The organism is Nocardia sp. BSTN01 (genome assembly GCF_015354405.1).
Taxonomy (GTDB): Bacteria; Actinomycetota; Actinomycetes; order Mycobacteriales; family Mycobacteriaceae; genus Nocardia.
Map to the genome: position 1 here is coordinate 1 of NZ_JADKYP010000006.1, position 18,662 is coordinate 18,662.

20 protein-coding genes are annotated in these 18,662 nt (G+C 65.8%); 10 read left to right on the top strand and 10 right to left on the bottom strand.

Translation table 11 applies throughout. The features are described 5' to 3' along the window. Window position 1 precedes the first annotated feature (1 nt). Window positions 2-865, bottom strand: a complete 864-nt coding sequence (locus IRT45_RS07440; protein ID WP_194805135.1) for an alpha/beta fold hydrolase — start codon at window positions 863-865, stop codon at window positions 2-4. A 233-nt stretch (window positions 866-1,098) separates the two neighbouring features. Here IRT45_RS07440 and IRT45_RS07445 point away from each other — a divergent pair, with 233 nt between their 5' ends. Continuing rightward, a complete protein-coding gene (locus tag IRT45_RS07445; protein WP_194805136.1) occupies window positions 1,099-2,340 on the top strand; it encodes a cytochrome P450 in 1,242 nt (413 codons plus the stop codon). Between the two features lie 91 nt (window positions 2,341-2,431). Next, complete coding sequence (locus IRT45_RS07450; protein ID WP_228533921.1) at window positions 2,432-2,977, top strand: dihydrofolate reductase family protein; 546 nt, start codon at window positions 2,432-2,434, stop codon at window positions 2,975-2,977. On the opposite strand, the gene IRT45_RS07455 is transcribed toward IRT45_RS07450, so the two are convergent. Further along, entirely contained in the window at window positions 2,950-4,251 is a 1,302-nt protein-coding gene (locus IRT45_RS07455; protein WP_194805137.1) for a sensor domain-containing diguanylate cyclase, read from the bottom strand. The genes IRT45_RS07450 and IRT45_RS07455 overlap by 28 nt on opposite strands. Window positions 4,252-4,386: 135 nt before the next feature. Then, on the bottom strand, window positions 4,387-5,475 hold the full coding sequence (locus IRT45_RS07460; protein ID WP_194805314.1) for a terpene synthase family protein: 1,089 nt from the start codon (window positions 5,473-5,475) through the stop codon (window positions 4,387-4,389). A gap of 451 nt (window positions 5,476-5,926) precedes the next feature. Between IRT45_RS07460 and IRT45_RS07465 the strand changes: the two genes are divergently transcribed. The 5 genes from IRT45_RS07465 to IRT45_RS07485 all read left to right on the top strand — a co-directional run bounded on the left by IRT45_RS07465 (window position 5,927) and on the right by IRT45_RS07485 (window position 11,622). Beyond that, complete coding sequence (locus IRT45_RS07465; RefSeq protein ID WP_309240830.1) at window positions 5,927-6,676, top strand: 2-phosphosulfolactate phosphatase; 750 nt, start codon at window positions 5,927-5,929, stop codon at window positions 6,674-6,676. A gap of 623 nt (window positions 6,677-7,299) precedes the next feature. Continuing rightward, on the top strand, window positions 7,300-8,043 hold the full coding sequence (locus IRT45_RS07470) for a hypothetical protein (RefSeq protein WP_194805139.1): 744 nt from the start codon (window positions 7,300-7,302) through the stop codon (window positions 8,041-8,043). Between the two features lie 500 nt (window positions 8,044-8,543). Beyond that, window positions 8,544-9,140: an SMI1/KNR4 family protein gene (locus tag IRT45_RS07475; protein WP_194805140.1), complete on the top strand. Its 597-nt coding sequence runs from the start codon at window positions 8,544-8,546 to the stop codon at window positions 9,138-9,140. Window positions 9,141-9,270: 130 nt separating this feature from the next. Continuing rightward, complete coding sequence (locus IRT45_RS07480; protein WP_194805315.1) at window positions 9,271-10,710, top strand: amidase; 1,440 nt, start codon at window positions 9,271-9,273, stop codon at window positions 10,708-10,710. Window positions 10,711-10,818: 108 nt separating this feature from the next. Continuing rightward, window positions 10,819-11,622, top strand: a complete 804-nt coding sequence (locus IRT45_RS07485) for an aldose 1-epimerase (protein WP_309240831.1) — start codon at window positions 10,819-10,821, stop codon at window positions 11,620-11,622. 218 nt (window positions 11,623-11,840) lie between these two features. Here the strand turns inward: IRT45_RS07485 and IRT45_RS07490 are convergent, their stop codons facing one another. Next, window positions 11,841-12,293 (bottom strand): MarR family winged helix-turn-helix transcriptional regulator, encoded by a 453-nt coding sequence (locus tag IRT45_RS07490; RefSeq protein ID WP_194805141.1) that lies wholly within the window; start codon window positions 12,291-12,293, stop codon window positions 11,841-11,843. Window positions 12,294-12,390: 97 nt separating this feature from the next. Between IRT45_RS07490 and IRT45_RS07495 the strand changes: the two genes are divergently transcribed. After that, on the top strand, window positions 12,391-13,203 hold the full coding sequence (locus IRT45_RS07495) for an alpha/beta fold hydrolase (RefSeq protein ID WP_194805142.1): 813 nt from the start codon (window positions 12,391-12,393) through the stop codon (window positions 13,201-13,203). Between the two features lie 76 nt (window positions 13,204-13,279). Here IRT45_RS07495 and IRT45_RS07500 read toward each other — a convergent pair whose 3' ends face one another. Further along, the gene (locus IRT45_RS07500; RefSeq protein ID WP_194805143.1) at window positions 13,280-13,804 is read right to left on the bottom strand and encodes a hypothetical protein; all 525 of its coding nucleotides are present in this window, start codon (window positions 13,802-13,804) and stop codon (window positions 13,280-13,282) included. A 329-nt stretch (window positions 13,805-14,133) separates the two neighbouring features. Beyond that, a complete protein-coding gene (locus tag IRT45_RS07505) occupies window positions 14,134-14,829 on the bottom strand; it encodes an MBL fold metallo-hydrolase (protein ID WP_194805144.1) in 696 nt (231 codons plus the stop codon). A gap of 60 nt (window positions 14,830-14,889) precedes the next feature. On the opposite strand from IRT45_RS07505, the gene IRT45_RS07510 reads away from it, so the two are divergent. Continuing rightward, the gene (locus IRT45_RS07510; RefSeq protein WP_194805317.1) at window positions 14,890-15,096 is read left to right on the top strand and encodes an SDR family oxidoreductase; all 207 of its coding nucleotides are present in this window, start codon (window positions 14,890-14,892) and stop codon (window positions 15,094-15,096) included. Window positions 15,097-15,371: 275 nt separating this feature from the next. On the opposite strand, the gene IRT45_RS07515 is transcribed toward IRT45_RS07510, so the two are convergent. Genes IRT45_RS07515 through IRT45_RS07525 form a run of 3 tightly spaced genes read right to left on the bottom strand, consistent with a single transcriptional unit; the run spans window position 15,372 to window position 17,018 of the window. Further along, window positions 15,372-15,545, bottom strand: coding sequence for a hypothetical protein (locus IRT45_RS07515; RefSeq protein ID WP_228533923.1), 174 nt, complete (start codon window positions 15,543-15,545; stop codon window positions 15,372-15,374). Window positions 15,546-15,583: 38 nt separating this feature from the next. After that, a complete protein-coding gene (locus IRT45_RS07520; protein ID WP_194805145.1) occupies window positions 15,584-16,549 on the bottom strand; it encodes a TIGR00341 family protein in 966 nt (321 codons plus the stop codon). Window positions 16,550-16,568: 19 nt separating this feature from the next. Continuing rightward, the gene (locus IRT45_RS07525; RefSeq protein WP_194805146.1) at window positions 16,569-17,018 is read right to left on the bottom strand and encodes an SRPBCC family protein; all 450 of its coding nucleotides are present in this window, start codon (window positions 17,016-17,018) and stop codon (window positions 16,569-16,571) included. 87 nt (window positions 17,019-17,105) lie between these two features. Here IRT45_RS07525 and IRT45_RS07530 point away from each other — a divergent pair, with 87 nt between their 5' ends. Continuing rightward, on the top strand, window positions 17,106-17,408 hold the full coding sequence (locus IRT45_RS07530) for a hypothetical protein (protein WP_228534034.1): 303 nt from the start codon (window positions 17,106-17,108) through the stop codon (window positions 17,406-17,408). A 297-nt stretch (window positions 17,409-17,705) separates the two neighbouring features. Here IRT45_RS07530 and IRT45_RS07535 read toward each other — a convergent pair whose 3' ends face one another. After that, window positions 17,706-18,602, bottom strand: coding sequence for an alpha/beta fold hydrolase (locus IRT45_RS07535; RefSeq protein WP_194805147.1), 897 nt, complete (start codon window positions 18,600-18,602; stop codon window positions 17,706-17,708). Window positions 18,603-18,662 lie beyond the last annotated feature (60 nt).

Consider the following 18,662-nt stretch of genomic DNA (forward strand, 5'->3'; position numbering starts at 1 on the left):
ACTAGCGGGCGAGGAACGCCGAGACGGTCGCCTCCCACGCCTGCTTCTGCTCGATCATCACCCAGTGTCCGCAGTTCGGGAAGATGTGCACCTCGCCGTGGGGCAGGGTCCGCATCGCGATCAGCGACATGTCGACCGGGCTCACCCGGTCGTCGCGCCCCCACGTGATCAGCGTCGGGACGGCGATCCGGCGCAGATTCGCCCAGCCCGGCGTGACATCGGCGGCGCGCGCTCCCTCTGCCATGCGCGCCAGCGCCGCGCGGCCGTACATCCGCCGTGAATTCTCCAGGACGCCGGGTTCGGTGGCCTGCTGCCAGCGCTGTTCGATCAGCTCCTCGGTCAGCAGAGTCTGGTCGTAGACCATCGAGCGCAGCCAGGCGACCAAACTGTCGCGGGTCGGATTCTCGACGAATTCGCTGAGCCGGATGATCCCCTCGCCCGGCTGCGGACTGAAGATGTTCGTGCCGATGCCGCCGATGGTGACCAGGCGGTCGACTCGCCGCGGCGCGGCGAGAGCGAATTCCGTTGCCACGAAACCGCCCATCGAGTTGCCGATGATCCGGACGGTCTCGAGCCCGAGTCCGTCCAGGAACGCGGTGACCGCCAGCTGCGCCGACATCATCGGATGTGCCGCACCGAAGTCGTCGCTGACCCCGAATCCGGGGAACTCGAGCACCAGCGTGCGGTAGTGCCGGGCGAAGGTCGGCACATTACCGCTGAAGTTGCGCCAGCCGGTGACACCGGGCCCCGACCCGTGCAGCATCAGCAGCGGCGGGCCCTCGCCGCTGTCGCGGTAGCGCAGCACGCCGTGTTCGGTGGGCAGTTCCAGTAATTCGGGTACCGAGCGGGTATCGACGGAAGTCATATCCCGAGCCTGCCATCGCCGCGACCCGGCACTCCCGATATTTCCCGGTCAGCGGTCGCCGATCGGGGGTGAGACCGGAACCTTCCCTGCTTCACAGGCCTCATGAAACCGGTGCGGCGGTCGGCGAGAGTCCTTGCGGGACTGGGTCCGTTGATCGCGTCCGAGGGCGCGGTGATTGTGCTTGAATACCTCTAGAACCTGTTTCAGTCAGCGATGACGGTCCGGTGGTTGATATGCGTGCGACACGTCCCGATATCCCGGCGAATTTCGACGTCACGGATCCGGATATGTGGGCCCGGCGGGTGCCGGTCGAAGAGCTGGCGGAACTGCGTCGTGCGGCTCCGATCTGGTGGAATTCGAAGCCGCCTCACAGCGACGGTTTTCCGGACGACGGATTCTGGGTCGTGACCAAACACGCCGACGTCAAAGAGGTGTCTCGGCGCAGCGATGTGTTCTCCAATGCCGAGAACACCGCGCTGCCGCGCTACGGCGTCGAACTCACCCCCGAGCGGATGGATATGCAGCGGCTCGTCCTGCTCAATCAGGATGCGCCGCAGCACACCAGGATGCGCAAGCTGATCTCGAAAGGTTTCACCCCGCGGTCCGTCAACGGGCTGCGCGCGGAGTTGTCCGCCCGCGCCGAGGCCATCGTGGCCGCGGCCGCCGAGGCGGGCGCGGGTGATTTCGTCACGCAGGTGGCATGCGAACTGCCGTTGCAGGCGATCGCGGAATTGATCGGCGTGCCGCAGGAGGACCGGATGAAGATCTTCCGGTGGTCCAACGAGATGATCGGCTACGACGACCCGGAGTATGCGGGCGTGGACCCGCTGGCCGCCTCTACCGAACTCCTGGCCTATGCCTGGCAGATGGCCGAAGACAGAAAGTCGTGGCCCGCCGACGATATCGTGACCGAACTGGTCCACGCCGACGTCGACGGGGAAGCGCTGACCTCGGAGGAATTCGGTTTCTTCGTCATCCTTCTGGCCGTGGCGGGCAATGAGACCACCCGTAACGCGATCACGCACGGAATGATCGCATTCCTCGAAAATCCCGGCCAATGGGAGCTTTTCAAAACACAGCGGCCCAAGACCGCCGTCGACGAGATCGTCCGCTGGGCGACGCCGGTGAGTACGTTCCAGCGAACCGCGCTGGAGGACACCGAACTCGGCGGCGTGCGCATCCGGAAGGGGCAGCGGGTACTGATCGTCTACCGATCCGCGAATTTCGACGAAGAGGTCTTCGACGCTCCGTTCACCTTCGACATCACCCGAGACCCCAATCCGCACTTGGCCTTCGGTGGTACGGGCGCCCACTTCTGCATCGGGGCCAATCTGGCCAGACTGGAGATCGACCTGATCTTCAATGCCGTCGCCGACCACCTCCCCGACATCACCAAGCTGGGCGATCCGCGGCGGTTACGGTCGGGCTGGTTGAACGGCATCAAGGAATTCCAGGTGCGCTACCGGGGCGAGTGAAGGGCCGCCTGCCACCACCGGTTGGCGTGGACGCACCGAACCGCCGATGATTTTCGGCCGCACGCGTCGTCTCTTCTGCGAACTCGACAGAATGGATGAACCGATGCAGATCCTGGCCCGCCTGTGCATGACCGCTGATGGTTACGTGACGACTCCGGACGGCTGGCCGCCCCAGGTCGTGGACCCGGTGCACGGTCCGGGCAGTCACGGCATCGCCGAATTTCTGCGCACCTGCGAGGCCGCCCTGATGGGACGCACGACGTTCGAACCGGCGCTGTCCGCCGATCGCTGGCCGTGGCCGGACCTGGAGGTTTTCGTGCTGGGTTCGCGCCGGCCCGACGGCACGCCCGACGAGGTGACCATCGACGACGATCCGGTGCGGCTGCTGGAGAAGGTCCGTGCGACCAATCGCGGCGGCGATGTTCACCTGATCGGGGGGCCCGCCACGATCGAGACCTATCGCGCGCTCGGCGTGGTCGACAAACTCGAGCTCGTGATCCTGCCGTTCTTCGTCGGCAGCGGCGTACGCCTGACCGATTCGCTGGACCCGCGGACCGATCTCGAATTCGAGAGTTCGCGGCCGTTGGACGGCGGTGGCGTGGAGATCGTCTACCGAGTGTTGCCGGCCGCCGGATAATCGCTGTCGAAGCCCTCGCCGGCGGGCTCTGCAGCGTGGACGGTGTGCAGGATCCAGTTGCCGCGGGCGCCGGATTTGGCGTCGTACAGCGAGGTGTCGGCCGCGTCGAGCAGCCATTCGGGGTCCTTGCCGGCGACCGGTGTGACGACGGCGCCGATGCTGGCGGAAATGTGGAGCCTGTGCCCGCCGACGATGAGGGGGTGCGACAGTGCGCCGCGGAGGCGATCGGCGACAGCGGAGACCCGTCGCGTATCGGCCGGGGGCGGGATGAGGGTGACGAACTCGTCGCCGCCGATCCGGGCGACCAGGCATCCGTCGTCCTGCAGGCTGTCGTGCAGGCGACGAGCGACGGTGGCCAGCACCTGATCGCCGACACCGTGACCGTATCGGTCGTTGACCTCCTTGAAGTGGTCCAGATCGGTGAAGCACAGCCCCATCAGATCGTTCTCGCCGGCCGCGGAGATCACCGCTCTGAGCGTGTCGAGCAGGTGTCGGCGGTTGGGCAGCTCGGTGAGGGCGTCGTGGCGCGCCTGGTAGTGGAGCTGCTCCTGCAGTTGGTGGCGTTCGGTGACGTCCTCACCGATGGCGAGTAGATAGTCCGGCCCGAAGGCGCTCCGGACATAGGTGATCGCGAAGGTGGCCCATCCTGTGCTGCCGTCCGCGCGCTGGAGGCGCCGTTCGATCTTCGCGGTACCGGCCCTGGCCGGTACCAGGTCGTCGTAGACCATCTGGCGGATCGCGGCCTGGTCGTCGGGGTGGGCGAAGTCGTAGACGCTGATTCCGCGCAGCGAGTCGACCGGTACGCCGATCATGTCGGCCAGATGCGGATTGGCTTCCAGCAGAACACCGTTGGTGTCACCGATAGCGATGGCGATGGAGGCGTGGTCGAACACGAGCCGGAACCGGCGCTGGCCTTCCTCGACATCGTCGGCCCGGATCGCTTCGGCCAGGAAGTGGTGGCCGTGGCCGAACGCGACGAGCAGGGCGGCCATGCGCCGGTCGGTATCGGGGTGATCGCTGAATTCCGTGAGCCTGTGCAGAACCGGGGCGGACACGACCGGGACCGCCGGATCGGTGAGCCGGGCACCCGCCAGCGCCGCTCCCGCTCGGGATCCGGCGGCCGCGTCGAAGATCTCCGCGGTGAGACCGGCGTGCAGTTCTTCCAGCAGATCGCGCAGAAACGAAATTTCTACGTCGGCGTAGGAAGGATGGGCGGTGATCGTCGCGAGCGCGCGCTCCCATTGCTGGGCGAGTGCCGTGCTCAGATCATCCACTCCAACTCCCCATGTCCGATGCGCTTGTGCTGCTACTTCGGGTGCCCGGTGATACTCCCCTGGCTGGTACTGCTGATCGAGACGCTGCAATCAAAGGTACTGCATGCCCGATTCGTCACGTCATCGGCGGACTACTCAGGTGTGGTGGGCTTCGGCGAATATCGACCGGCCCTTGTAGCGCGAGGTGGCGCATTGCCACACCCAGCTCGCTTGCACGCATTGGTCGAGGTCGTCGGCATAGGCGGTGACGGCGGTGGCCAGCGGTGGACCGAGTGCGGCGCAGCGGTCCAGGAGGTCCTGGCGCAGCGCGCGGAAGTGTGTGAATCGCTCGCGCACGATCTGCGCCGCGCCGAGCACGGCGTCGGCCAGCGTCGCGCCGGGCGTATTGAGCAGCAGAATCGAGATGAGGTTGAAATCCGAACGGTCCACGATGACTTCCTTCTCGAAGGAGAAGACATCGTTCATCAGGGCGCCGACCTCGGCGGTCAGGCGTTCCAGCGTGCGGAGGTCCTCGGCGAGGCCGGCGGCCGTGAGCCGATCCCAGGGCAGGGTGGTGTCGCGTGCGAACTCGCACAGCTGGATGGCGGGGTACATCCCCGAGACTTCGTTTCGCAGGGCGATGTAGTCGTCGACGCTGAGCAGGTCACCGCGCGCGCCGACGTTCTGATCGCGGATAGCCGAGCGCAGGTGGTCGATCGTCGATGCGCGGAATCGCTGCAACCATACGGGCTCGGCTTGCTCGGTGAGGGTCGTCAGGAATTCGACGCTCGCCTCGACAATGGGCGTGGAGATGTCCGGCCGGATCCGGCCGGACTCGAATAATCGACACAGATGGTCGACCTCCCGCTGTGCCTGCGCACGTTCGTCCTCGGACAGATGGCTGAACTTCTCGCGTCCCACCGTGTCGTTGAGCGCGAACAGGATCGCGTTGTAGACACCGATCGTCGTCATCCGCGGTAGGTCTATCGTGCGCGGATGCAGGTAGGGTGTCATCGAATTGTAGGCGGCACCACCGCTTTCCAGCCAGATCCGGTGTCTGCGACAGAACGTCTCGACCGCCTCGCACGCCTCGGCGCCGAACCGGTTCGGCGCGAAAGTGTCACAGTATTCGGCGATATCGCAGTCGTCGGTGCTGAACAGCGCGCGCAGCGACCATCGATCCCCGTGCAGAAGTGACTGGTATTCGGTGTGCATGGCGGCGATATCCGATTCGAAATGAGGCATGTACTGCACGAACGTCTCCCAACCAAGAGCGGCATCAGCCGACCCTAAAGTATCGCCGACAGTTGGCGATACCCGGTACCAGTGTCTCATCGGACGCCGGACGCGCGAAGCGGACGCGTTTCAGAATTTGCCGCGGTGGGGATTGCGCTGGGCTTGTGGTTCAGGTTGGGGCCGAGACGAGTCGAGTCTTGCCTCGGTCCAAGGGGCACTGCGGTGCTGGTTGCTCCGCTTCGTCGTGATGGTGGCGTCGGCGCGGACCGCAGCGGCTCACGGTCGACTAAACAAACGACACGACTGCCGCGGCAGTACGATTCGCGACGGTGAGTGTCGACCTTTCGTCGGAGCCGGCGAATGTGGTCCGGCCGCCGGAGTCGTCGGGCCGCCCGTGGTGTAGCGCGGATCGTTGGTGTGGCGCAGCGATCAGCCCTGGCATCAGCGAAAGGTCATGGGAGTGAACGCAGGAATCTTCCGGCAGCAGAACTACCGCATCCGCCTCGAGTGGGGGCGGGAGGGAGTCGAGCAGCTCGGCCCGGAGTGCGGGGCACTGATCATCGTCGATGTTCTTTCCTTCTCGACATCGGTGGACATCGCGGTCTCCCGGGGCGGTCGGGTACTGCCGCTACCGCTGCGGCGCGCCGATCCCCGAGCCGCCGTCGTAGCCAAGCGAGCCGGTGCCGTGCTGGCCGCTGCGAAACACGACAGTGGATGGTCGCTGAGTCCCTCGTCCCTGGTCGAACTTCCGGCAGGCACGTTGCTGGCGTTGCCGTCACCGAACGGCGCGACGCTATCGGCCTGTGCCGCCCGATTCGATACGACTGTGTTCGCCGGCTCGCTCCGCAATGCCGATGCGGTCGCGACGGCCGCGATCGCCGCCGCCGGTGATCGGCCCGTCGGCATCATTCCGGCGGGCGAGCGGTGGGGAATCGTCGACGGGCCGCTGCGCCCGAGCCTCGAAGACCACCTGGGCGCGGGCGCGATTTCCGCCGCACTACTCGCGCACGATGGCGACGGCTCACCGGAGGCCCGACTTGCCGCCATCGGATTCCGCTCCGCGGCAAGCGAATTGCCCGCACTTCTGGCCGAGGCGATCTCCGGCCGGGAACTGACCGACATGGGGCTGGCTCGTGACGTCCACCTCGCCGCGCAGTGGAACGCCAGTACGGCCGCGCCCGTGCTGGTCGACGGAATCTATCGAGGGTGAACATATTCGAGCGATGCCCACCGTGCCATTGCGGCCGACACCGACCGGCATCTTCCGTGGGATGAGTGCGGTGTCGGTCGGGAAGGGAAATGCGCCGACCGGCAAATGCGGTAGAAGCTGAACTTGCTTGGTTCACCTATTAGGGCCGGGCTGTCCTTCAATTGAATGATTCCATCCCTGATTATTGGCATGTTAGCCTATAAATTTACTGATCCTGGCCCGAAACCAGCGCTTCCGATTTTTTCGCATAGAAGTGTTGTTCAACTCTGCTCGGGTGTATGGTTCATCGGTCGCATAAGGCAGATCTCGAAAGGCGGGGGTTTGATGAAAATCACGATGAAGATCGCAGCTTGCTCTACTCTGATAATCGGATTGTGCAGCACCGGAGTTTGCTCCGCTGAACCGAGCTCGGTGTCCGGTGACCCCGCGCAACCCGTTATAGCTGGGGCGATCGATATCTTCCGCACGCTCATGGATGACATACGTTGTTGGGGTAGCCCTGTGGCCTTTCCTGTCGGCAGTGGCGGCGGTGGTCTGCCGGGAGGAGTCGCGCCGCAGGATCAGCAGCAACAGACCTGGGTTTGCTTTCCGGACACGGGCTCGGCGGGGTAGGGGACATTTTCTTGCTGGAATCACCACCTACTGCCTCCGGGCCGGCCTCGGAGAATACCGAATATTCGGATGACGCGATCGCCGACGACAAGCGTGGCTCGGTACCTGAGAGGGTGGCGACCATCGGCGCCGGCCGTGGCGCCGGGCTGCTGTGGTGGCGTCATCGTCGAACCGATCGGGCGGCACGGAAAAAGCGTAAGAAGAAAAGGAAGAAGCCGGACTCTGCCATCCGAGCTGCTCGCATAAACCAAATTTCCTCCCTGGCGGCCGTGATCGTCACGGGAGTGGTCGCGATCGTGACGACTTCTCATACGGCGCAGTCGGCGTCCGACTCCGTCAGAGAACAGATACAAAGTGCAAATACGCGATCCCGAGAAGAGTTTCTGACAAAGGAACAAGAGGGGGCGTATACCGAGTACATGAACGCTTTGAACGATCTCATACAACGAGCTGACGTCGTGTCAAGGGCCCTGTCTTCACCGAGCCTTCCGGATAGAAGCGCTGTCTCCTCCTCGGGCGAGTGGAAGGAACTGCACGATGCTCACCAAACGGCTGTGAAAGCTCAGATAAAAATAAACTTTTTGTCTTCCGCCGGAGTCACCAAAGAGACGGACAAAATCGGGGGGCTTCTGGACAGGCTGGAGGCGCCGTTGATGCGGTTCCAGCCACTTGACCCGAATGTGGAAAAGGAGTTGATAGAAGCCGAGGAGGCCTTCGCCAATGCTGCCAGGGCCGACCTACACGCAGACGGCTGACAGCGCATGTTTGCCATCGAGCCCCCACCCTCCTCTGCGATGACTCGAGCCTTCATTGTGCGCTGGGGCTGAGCGCCCCGATCGCGTCGGTGTTCGCCAGTGGCGGCGGTCACTCTTGACCGATCGAAGTCGGTGACGTTAAGGGGTGAAATGTCGTCTTCGACAGGACGTTTCGTTAGCGAAACTGTAGCTGTTCTCGCTGTCGTCCTCGGCGTCTTCGGGATGCTGGTGGTCGCGGCGCCGGTAGGGTCTGCCGATCCGTCCGGAACTCGGGGCGATCAACACCGGCATCATTCGCGACTGGGACGTCGAGATCAGCAAGGTCGTCAGCGGCGCCAGAGTTGCCGACGGGATCCCGCAGCAGAACGTCTCGCTGGGCAAGATTCCGCTCTACGTCGGCGACAACGCCATCCCCGACTACATCCTGATGTGGGCGATCGGCGACCAGGGATGGAATCCCGGGCCCGTGCTGATCCAGAATTTCTCACAGGATCGAGACGATGACCGCCTTCGACGAGCTCACCACCTTCCTCCCGCCGCCACGGGCACGGCCGCCGGTGGCGTGGGAGGCGACCGAGGCCGAGCTCGGCGTCGAGCTGCCGGCCGAATACAAGCGGCTCTACGATGCCTACGGCGATGTTCTGTGGTGCAACGCATTCCGGCTGCTGGGCCCCGCGCCCGAGGAATGGGACGATCTCGCCGCCCGCACCCACCGAGCCCGCGGCGACCTGCTGCCACCGGAACAATTGCTGCCGCAATGGCAGCCCGCGGTGCCGGCCGGGGTGTCGATCGAACCGGCACAGCTGATCCAGTGGGGCGCTCACGAGGGCGGGGACTATCTGCTGTGGTACTCCGGACCGGATCCGGCGGTGTGGACGATCATCCTCACCAACGTCCACCAATCCGCGTGGTTGTTCACCGCCATGCCGGTCACCGACTTCCTGCTCGCCTGGACCACCGGGAGCCTCGACCTGGCCGGCAACGACTACTTCGATGTCGCCCATTACCTCGACGGCGAGCCGCCCTACTACGAGATCGACAATCCCGCAGGCGATCTCGCGGGCGATGAACCGATCCGGGTCCAAGCCACACCCTGAACCGACACGATCCACTCCTCGGAGGGCGGGTGCAGCGCTGCGGCGCAGCCGAATCGACGCGCGATCACCCGTGCGCCGAGTCGCTTCCCGATAGGGTGCCGGTGTGGATGCCTACACGAGTTCGGACGCGATGGCGCTGGCTGCGCTGGTGCGGTCGGGTGAGGCCGAGCCGTCCGAATTGCTGGAGGCGGCGCGGGCGCGGGCGGCCCAAGTCAATCCGCGGATCAACGCGATCGTCGCCGATGTCGATCCGGCCTGTGCTGTCGAGGTGGACGACGCGCCTTTCGCCGGGGTGCCATTCCTCATCAAGGACCTGCATCAACATCTCGCCGGCTATCCCACCAGCGGCGGTTCGCGGGCGCTCGCGTCGATTCCCGCGACCGAGAATGCCACGGTGGTGCAGCGGTGGCTCGATGCCGGGCTCGTCATCTTCGGTAAGACCAATACCCCCGAATTCGGTGCCAAGGGAATCACCGAACCGGAGTTGTTCGGTCCGGCGCGCAATCCGTGGAACACCGGCCACACGCCCGGCGGTTCCTCCGGTGGTGCCGCGGCGGCGGTGGCCGCGGGCATCGTGCCGTGCGCGGGTGCCGGCGACGGCGGTGGTTCGATCCGAATTCCGGCCTCGGCCTGTGGGCTGCTCGGGCTCAAAGCTTCTCGCGGTCTGATCCCGGCCGGTCCCGTGCACGGTGAGTATCTGGGTGGAACCGCCACCGATGGTGTCATCTCTCGTTCGGTACGAGACACCGCCGCCATGCTCGATGTGCTGGCCGGGCCGACTCGGGTCGTGCCGTACCTGGTGGCACGCGAGCAAGGGAGCTATCTCGCGGAGGTCGAACGCGATCCTGGGCGCCTTCGGATCGGCGTGTGCACAGCCAGTTCGGTCACTCCGGCCCCACATCCCGAGGCCGTGGCGGCGGCGAACCGAGCGGCCGAACTACTGGTGAGCCTCGGCCATGACGTGGTGGAGCTGGCCCGCGCTCCGTTCGATGACGCGGCCTTGGCCAAGGATTTTCTCACCACCTGGTTCGTCGAGTGTGCCTTCTCGGTGGACGAGGCCAAAGCGACTGGGGGCGTGGGGGAGGGGGGATTCGAACTCGATACGCGGCTCATGGCCGCGCTGGGGCGCGCGATCAAGCCCGTCGAGTTGACTCGCGCCGTCGAGCGGCGGCACCGGTACGTGCGGCGGCTGGCGGAATTTCACGAGTCCTACGACTTGCTGCTCACACCGACCACAGCGACTCCACCACCTCGGATCGGGGCGTTCGGCCTCTCACCGACGCTGCGCACCGCCCAGCGACTGTTGCTGACCGCCCGTGTCGCCGGGCTACTGCGCTGGACACCGATCGTCGACCAGCTCATCCACGACAACCTGGGCTGGGTTCCCTACACCCAATTGGCGAACATCACCGGCCGCCCCGCCATCAGCGTGCCACTGCACTGGACTCCCGACGGGCTGCCGATCGGCGTCCAATTCGTCGGCCGCCTCGGGGCGGAAGGACAACTCATCCGGCTGGCCGCGCAGCTCGAGCAGGCCCAGCCCTGGGCCCAGCGCCGCCCCAACCTCTGACCTGTCGTCGGTCGTCGGGACGGAAAGGTTGTGCGTGTAGGTCCGAATACAGCGCACCGCGTCCCGGTGTGGCCTCCTGGCTATCGGGCTTCGAACCGTATCGTCAGGGTGGTGACCAATGCCAAGCAGATCGTACGACTCGCACAGGGCGACGCTGCTGTCACCATCGACCCCGGCAACGGATGCCGGATCAGCAGCATGACCGTTGACGGCATCGAATTGCTCCGCCAGGGAACCGAATACGGCGCGTTTCCGATGGTGCCCTGGTGCGGCCGCCTCGCTTACGGCCGCTTCCGCAACGGTGACGACGTCCACCAGATGCCCATCAACCATCCGCCGCACGCCATCCACGGCACCGGCCGGGATTCCGCGTGGGACACCGCCCGAGCGGACGACACGACAGCTGCATTCACCGTCGACCTTGCTGATCCATGGCCCTACCCCGGCCGCATCACGCAGCTGGTAGAACTCGGCGGGAACTCTCTGACACTCACTCTGGGGATCGAAGCCTCGGCGGATTCGTTTCCGGCGCAGGCCGGCTGGCATCCCTGGTTCCTGCGCAACCTCGGCAAGGGCGAGGATGTCGAGATCGACTTTCGTGCGTCCTGGCAGGAATCCCGTGGCCGGGACTATCTGCCGACCGGTGAGCGCATCAACCCCCTGCCCGGTCCCTGGGACGACTGCTTCGGGATGCCCGACGGCGTCGATGTCACCCTGACTTGGCCCGGCGCCCTCGAACTGAAGGTCACCAGCGCCGCCGAATGGGTGGTCGTCTATGACCAGCAGCCCCGGGCGGTCTGCGTCGAACCGCAGACGGGGCCACCGAACGGCCTCAACACCCTCCCGCGACTGGTCACGCCCGTCGACCCTCTCGAGATCTCTACGACCTGGAGCTGGCGGCCCCTGACATGACGGCGCCGACCGACTCGGCAGGGCAAGCACGCCATTGATCTGTTTCCGGCGCCCCGGAACGGGAAATCGTTGCTACGTCGCCCGGTCGCCGCGGATTTTCGTCGCGCCGACGACTTGGGAGTGTCTTCGGCGCGGCGGCCCGGCAGCGGAGGCTGCTCACGTAGCCACCGCCTACGCGGGTGTGTGGTTCAGTGGTGGCGGCCGGTGCGGTCGCGCCGTTACTCGCCGGCGCGTTCCCGCGTGCCCTCGATCACCGCGTCTGGTCGGTCGCCGATTCGGTGGAGTAGTTCCAGAAGCACTGTTCGCTCGTGTTCGGAGAGTGCGGCGAACGACGCGGTCAGGACCTTGTCGGCGACGTCGTTGGCTGCCCGCAGGATGTGTTGTCCATGTGGTGTGAGGCGGTGTTCGATCGCGCGGCCGTGGCCTGGAGTGCGTTCGATCAGGCCACGTGCCTGCATGCGGGTCGCCAGTGTTCCGAAGGCTTGCTGGGTTTGGAAGGTCTCCTCGGCCAGAACTCGGGCGGAAGCTCCCGGGCTGCGGGCGATCGCTCGGAGGGCGTCCCATTGGGCGAGGCTGGTGCCGATCGCTGCCAGCTGGGTGTCGAGGGCGCGGTGGTGGCGGTATTGGGCCTGTTTGACGGCGCGGCCAAGGGTTTGGGGGTCGATCGGCATGGACATCAACGTAGCACCGCGTATAAGGTGGTTTTTATAAACATATTTAGTCGTCGGAGGCGGCGGGCGAGCCCGCGAGAGAAAGGGAGTGGTCGAGATGAGTGTCGACAGTGAGCTTCGGATGTTCGAAAAGGGCAGTGGCCCAATGGTTCTCGTGCTGCATGGCGGTGGGGGACCAGCTACCGTCGCGGGTCTGGCCGAACATCTGGCGGGTCGGGCGCATGTGCTGGCGCCGACACATCCGGGCTGGGACGGGACGTCACGGCCGCGGGATGTGACCAGCATCGGCGCGCTGGCCGAGTTGTACTTGGGCATGCTGGCGGCCCGGGGCGTGCGGGAGGTGGTTGTGGTCGGTTCGTCGATCGGCGGGTGGATCGCGGCCGAGATGTCGGTCCGAGACCGGGAGGGGCTTGTCGGCGGTGTAGTGCTGATCAATGCCACCGGAATCCGGGTCGAGAGCGAGCCGATCGTCGACTTCTTCGCACTCGATGCGCGTGAAGTGGCGGAGTACTCGTATCACGATCCCGGCCGGTTCTACCAGGATCCGGCGCTGGTGCCGGCCGAGCAGCTGGCCGCTCGGCGAGTGAATATGGCTGTGCTGCAATTGATCGCGCAAGATATGTGTGATCCTGGACTGGCGTCGCGGCTCGGAGGTGTCGACATCCCGGCGTTGCTGATCTGGGGTGAAAGCGACCGGATCGTGACGCCCGCCTACGGCGCGGCCTATGCCGACGCCTTCGGTAACGCTCGCCTCGAAATCATCGGCGCCGCAGGGCATCTACCACACCTGGAACAGCCCGAGGCCACCTTCGCCGTGATCGATACCTTTCTCGACGCAGCGCCGACCGGGCGGCAAACCCCCGAGGCGGGAGCGACCGCCGGTTTCGATCGGTGTGGCTCTACCCGGTGACCGAGGCCGGTCACCACGCCGGCGCGAGGGTTGTTCGTGAGCACATCCACGGTGATGGGTGTGCAAGCCCGCGCGGCTATCTGAGGATGATCGTCAGTCCGATGGCGGCTGCGACAACGGCGGCGACGATGAGGATTGCCGCGACGACCCGCGATGTCATCGGCAGTGCTGCCTGCAGGTGGGCGAGCATGCGATGTCCGGCCTCGGTGGGACAGAGCAGCAGCGCGATCACGAGTGCGGCGACGGGCGCAACCGCGATCACGACGAAGACCGTCGACAGTCCCAGGCGTGAGGCAATCGTCTCGTCGGCCATGACGGCGATGGCCCCGTAGAACGGTGCCGAGGTCAGCGACTGGGCCGTCCAGATGATCAGACCGATCGCGCTGGCCGCGACCGGATGCAGATCGCGATGCACCGGCAGCGACATCGGTGGGCGGAGGAATCCGTGCAGCGCCATACCGATGACCAGTAGCGCGACTATCACCACGATCACGGCGACAGCCGTCGGAGACAGAGAGTCGAGGGCTCGGTGTACCAGCTGCAGGATCACCGTGAACGAGAACACCAGGGTCAGCGCCAGCCCGCCGATCCCACCGATCATGAACGACGCGGCTGTCCTCGCATACGCCCACCGCGATGCGCTCGATATCCACACAAAGGAAACCGCAAGCAGCGCCAGAACATTCGCGGAGTCAACCACCGCCAGCGGAACAATCGAGAACAATGAATTCATAGCCCCGTGATTGTGCAGCAGCACGCCCACCACCGGCTCGAGGACCCCACCCGGATCACCTGACCGCAACCGCGGCGTGCTGGATCCGGAAGAAGGCCCGAAGGCCGCAGCGGCCATAGCGACGATCCTGACCATGTCGACAGTCCCGGACGGAACGACAGGCTGGTAATCGGGCGACCTGCCGATGCATGTGTGCGTCACCGGTCCGATCCGTGGCCTCGCCATGTGAGCAGGGGTGCGCCTGTAAGCACGTCACCGTGGCCGACGCAGACGACATCGACGTCGAGTTCGGCCAGCCGGCGGGTGGCTGCGTCGACGGCGCTGCTGTCGAGGTTGAACACACCAGGCATGGTGACACCACGCACATTGGCGAGCGTGTCGCCGGTGAACAGCACACGGTGTTGCGGCAGATGTAGCGCCACACTGCCCTCGGTATGGCCGGGAACTGCCAGAACCTCTGCGCCGCCGCCGAAATCGAGCACTTCGCCGTCGTGTAGCTCGTGGTGTACCGGAGCCGGACGCGGGGGTGCGCCCGGTTCGAGAGCCTCGGCGATCGGGCGTTCCCACTCGCGCAGAACCGGAGCCGGCTGTGGACGTTCGCCCCGCACGATGTCGGCGTCGGCATGGTGCGCCCAGATTTCGGCTCCCCACTCCGCGAGGTCGGCCGCCGAACCGATGTGGTCGTCGTGGGCATGGGTGAGAATGACCCGCCGCACCTGGTCGCGGGTGAATCCCCTAGCGTGCAGGCCCTTTTCGATCTCCCCGGCGGCACCTGGCAGACCGCTGTCGATCAGAGTCACCCCCTCGGGATCGCTCCACACGTAAACATTCAGGTCGTTAACCGGAGAAAACCGCAGCGCTGTCAGCTGCGGTAGCACGGATACGATCTCCATGCACCGCACCCTATCCAGAGCCGACGAACGTTCCCCGCTGATCTGCTGTGAGCAGACGCACTGGCGCCCGGCCCATTTCGCACACCGTTGAACGACAACGTCGACGACGATCCCTACGTCCAGGAATTTCTCGACCATCAAGTTCCGATGCGCAGGTGGGCTGACCCGGAGGAACTCGTCGGTGCCGCGGTCTTGCTCGCCAGTCCGGCAGCCTCCTACCTCACCGGCGCCGTACCGCCGGTCGACGGTGGATGGACCGCGCACTGAGCACGCCATCCACTGATGAAGCCGCAACGCGCGGACTGCTCGACGGTTGGCGGGCAGGCCAGTCGAACGCATCGTCCGGCTGTTGCGGCGAACAGGGTGCGGCTGATGCTGAGTACAACCACCGGGCCGGCTTTAGCAGCGATGCCTACCTCGCGCAGCTGTCCGATGAGTACTCCGCGCCGCCCGCGAACCCTACGCCCGGACGCCGTCTCGCCGAGGCTCGGTGAAATCTGGACGCATCTCAGGGACAGAATGTATACGATGGTCAACCACTTTCACACGATCGTCGGGACGCCACGTCTGGTCGTAGAAGGCGACCTCGGTGCCGTAGAGGCGCAGGGCGGGATGTCGTAATAGCCGTTGGTCGATTTCAACAGCTGGTCGGTTTCGGGCATGGTGCCGTCGGTGATGTTGTAGGCGGTGGTCGCCCAGAAGACGCCGGCCGGCACCCCTGGTGGCAGGCTGCGACCCTCGGCGTGGTGCGCGGTCAGCGTCCGGTGACGCGGTTGCCGACGGTGTGGACGACGACGACTTGCGGGTCCCAGGGTACGAGGTCGTCGACCGCGCGTTGCAGATCGGCGAGCGGCGGAAGTTGTTGCGGCCCGAGTATGGACACGGTCGCGGTCTCGCTGTGGAGGGTGACATCGGTGACCTCGGCACCGGGGCTGTCGCGCAACCAGTTTCGCGCGGCGTCGGAGATCTGCCCGGCCCACAGCGTGGAGAGGGAGTTGACCGTCATGGGCACGGCGACCAGTGTCAGTGCCAGGGCCAGTACGGCGTAGGCGCGACCGCGGCGGCTCTCGGTTCCTTCCTCTCGGCCGTAGCCGGCGACCACCAGCACGACCGTGGTGGTGATGATCATGGCCAGCACGTTGGATGCGAACAGCACGAAGGCGCCCAAAGCCAGTGCCGGCGCGCCGGATCCGAGGCAGACACCGACCACACCGAGCGGCGGCACCAGCGAGATCGCGATCGCCACCCCGGGCATCACGTCGCCGACATCCCGGCGGGTGACCGCCACGGCCGCCACCAGCCCGGTCGCCAGTGCCGCGGTCAGATCCATCAGTTTGGGCGAGGTGCGGCCCTGGACTTGCGAGTTGGACAGCACGTTGATCGGATTCGGGAGCAACTGCGCGAACAAGAAGCCCAGCACGACGACCAGCACCACGCCCGCGACGACCAGCACCGCGCTGCGCGCGAGCAGACGAGCGCGGCCGGTGACGATACCGAGCCCGATGCCGAGAATCGGTATCGACAACGGCGCCACGATCATCGCGCCGATGACGGTGGCGGTGGAATCGCCGACCACACCCGAGATGGCGATGACGGCCGAGAGCGCCAGCATCATCCAGAACGCGGACCGCTTGGAGGTGGAGTCTCCGACTGACATGTCCAGGCGATCGGTGAGCTCGTCCAGCGACCGCCGTCGGCTCGCGGGAAGCAACAGGTGCATGACCGTGGGCCCTCCGTAGCTATTCGGCGGGTGCGGCCTCGATGACCGCCTTCAACTGCTGCAAGTCTTTGCGGTTCGCGGACCTCATCGCCGGCGCGATCAGCGGTGCGACGAGCCGGGAGAATCCGGTGGGCTCGCCACGATTGCGCAATGTCATGATCGTCGAGCCGGTCGAGGTGTCTTCGAACGCGTAGGTCGTCTCCATGGGAAATGGGCCGTCGGTGGTCGCCATCACGAGCCGCTTGCCCGGCTCCAGAACGAGGATGGTGTAGGTGTAGGCGAGGGATCGGCCGAGGAAACGGGCTTCGAAGGCCATGGCGGAGCCGACCGCCAGCGGACCGGGTGTGAGCAGCCGGGCCGAGTCGATGTTCCGATACCACGCGGTGGCGTTGGCCGGATCCATCGCGTAGTCGGCGACCTGCTGCCGATACCGCCCGATCTCGATCGTGGTGGTGACATCCACGGGCACGGGTCGATGGTAGTTCCTCGATGCGCGGCGCCGTTGAACGTGCCGGACAGCGCGCCGCTCGGTCGCGGGTAGGACGGCGCAGGGGCCGTGCTGATCCTGCGCGACGTGCTGCAATGGCGGACCACCGAGGTCGCGGCACTGCTGGAGATGACGGCAGCCGCCGTCAACGGCGCGCTGCAGCGAGCCCGAGACCAGGTTCCGCTGAGCGAGGACGACGTGACCGAACCCGCCGAACCGCGGCAGCGAGCCCTGCTCGACCGGTATGTCACCGCCTTCGAAACAGCGGACGTCGATCGACACGCGCTGCACGTCTTGACCATCAGCGGCGAGGGCGTCAGCAGGATCGTCGCGTTCCACGGCTCCGGGCTGTTTCCGCTGTTCGGTCTCTGACCAGGCATCGGCATGTCCGACAAGGGAAACATCGCCCGACACGACGCCGTGCTGCACGCGCAGCTGCGGCTGTTCTGTCAACTCATGCTCGGTTCCGCCGATGCCGCCGACTGCGTAATTCACCAGATGTACCGTCGCGCACGCGATCACCACGACAAGTACGAGAGTTGGCCATCGGAGCGCGTTCACCTCTTCCGTCTCGCAGCCGAACTCTGCGGGGTCCCTCGAGACGGCCGGACCGGATATTCCGGCCCGGGCGCGGATGGCAGCGGCATGGAAGACTGAGCCGAGGGGTAGTCAGGTGGTGGCTTTGGGTGGCGCGGTCCAGTCGCGGATCGCGGCGACGAATTCCTCCGGCGCGTCGGACTCCACGTAGGTGCCCGCGCCCTCGATGATCACCGTCTTGTGGTCGGGGAAGGTCGCTTCCAGGCGATCGCGTTCTTGGCGGCGGAAGGCGATGTCCGCGTCACCCCACACGATCAGGGTCGGCAGGTGCGCCAAGCCGGGGAGGCCGGCTTCGACCTCGGCGAAGAAGGCGCGGCTGGCGAGAACCCGGCCGGGGAGGACGGCAGCGGCGTGGCGCCGCGCGGGTGTGCCCAGTGCCCGCCGGTAGTGGGTCATCTCGGCCGGGGTCGGTGTCCGCCTGCGGTGGCCGGTGGGGATGAACCCGTTGACGAGCAGGTTGAACTGCCGGACCAGCCACCGCGCGGGCGCTCCGCCGACGAGGCGACCGAAGGCCTCGAAGTGCAGCACACCGTTGACCGGCCAAGCCCAGGTGTTGGCAAGCACCAGCCGCTCGAAGACACCGTGTCGCCGCTGCGCGACCGCCAGACCGATCAATCCACCCCAGTCCTGACCGACCAGCGTGATCTCGTCGAGGTCGAGCGCGTCGACGAAGCCGGTGACCACGTCGGCGTGTTCCTCGGGCAGGTAACGGTACCCGGGTGCGGCCGTCGACAGCCCGAATCCCGGGTAGTCCAAGGCGATACACCGGAAGTCCTCGCGCAGCGCGGCGATCACCTCGCGCCACAGAAACGACCACGTGGGGTTGCCGTGCAGGAACAGCAGCGTCGGCCCGGCTCCTTCGTCGATGTAATGCACTGTGTGCCCGCCGATTTCGATGAAATGGCTCTCGAACGGGAACAGTTCGTCGTCGACCCAGGCGGGCCGAACGCCCTCGGTGATCTCAGCCATGGCGGCCCTCTCTCGGCTCGGCGCTACGATGGACTTGAGTTTTTCACGCTCACTTGAGAA

What these genes read in the sequence shown, in the direction of transcription:
- IRT45_RS07440 (WP_194805135.1), bottom strand. Translation starts at nt 865, where the DNA reads ATGACTTCCGTCGATACCCGCTCGGTACCCGAATTACTGGAACTGCCC.
- IRT45_RS07445 (WP_194805136.1), top strand. Translation starts at nt 1,099, where the DNA reads ATGCGTGCGACACGTCCCGATATCCCGGCGAATTTCGACGTCACGGAT.
- IRT45_RS07450 (WP_228533921.1), top strand. Translation starts at nt 2,432, where the DNA reads ATGGATGAACCGATGCAGATCCTGGCCCGCCTGTGCATGACCGCTGAT.
- IRT45_RS07460 (WP_194805314.1), bottom strand. Translation starts at nt 5,475, where the DNA reads ATGCCTCATTTCGAATCGGATATCGCCGCCATGCACACCGAATACCAG.
- IRT45_RS07475 (WP_194805140.1), top strand. Translation starts at nt 8,544, where the DNA reads ATGACCGCCTTCGACGAGCTCACCACCTTCCTCCCGCCGCCACGGGCA.
- IRT45_RS07480 (WP_194805315.1), top strand. Translation starts at nt 9,271, where the DNA reads ATGGCGCTGGCTGCGCTGGTGCGGTCGGGTGAGGCCGAGCCGTCCGAA.
- IRT45_RS07490 (WP_194805141.1), bottom strand. Translation starts at nt 12,293, where the DNA reads ATGCCGATCGACCCCCAAACCCTTGGCCGCGCCGTCAAACAGGCCCAA.
- IRT45_RS07495 (WP_194805142.1), top strand. Translation starts at nt 12,391, where the DNA reads ATGAGTGTCGACAGTGAGCTTCGGATGTTCGAAAAGGGCAGTGGCCCA.
- IRT45_RS07500 (WP_194805143.1), bottom strand. Translation starts at nt 13,804, where the DNA reads ATGATCGGTGGGATCGGCGGGCTGGCGCTGACCCTGGTGTTCTCGTTC.
- IRT45_RS07505 (WP_194805144.1), bottom strand. Translation starts at nt 14,829, where the DNA reads ATGGAGATCGTATCCGTGCTACCGCAGCTGACAGCGCTGCGGTTTTCT.
- IRT45_RS07520 (WP_194805145.1), bottom strand. Translation starts at nt 16,549, where the DNA reads ATGCACCTGTTGCTTCCCGCGAGCCGACGGCGGTCGCTGGACGAGCTC.
- IRT45_RS07535 (WP_194805147.1), bottom strand. Translation starts at nt 18,602, where the DNA reads ATGGCTGAGATCACCGAGGGCGTTCGGCCCGCCTGGGTCGACGACGAA.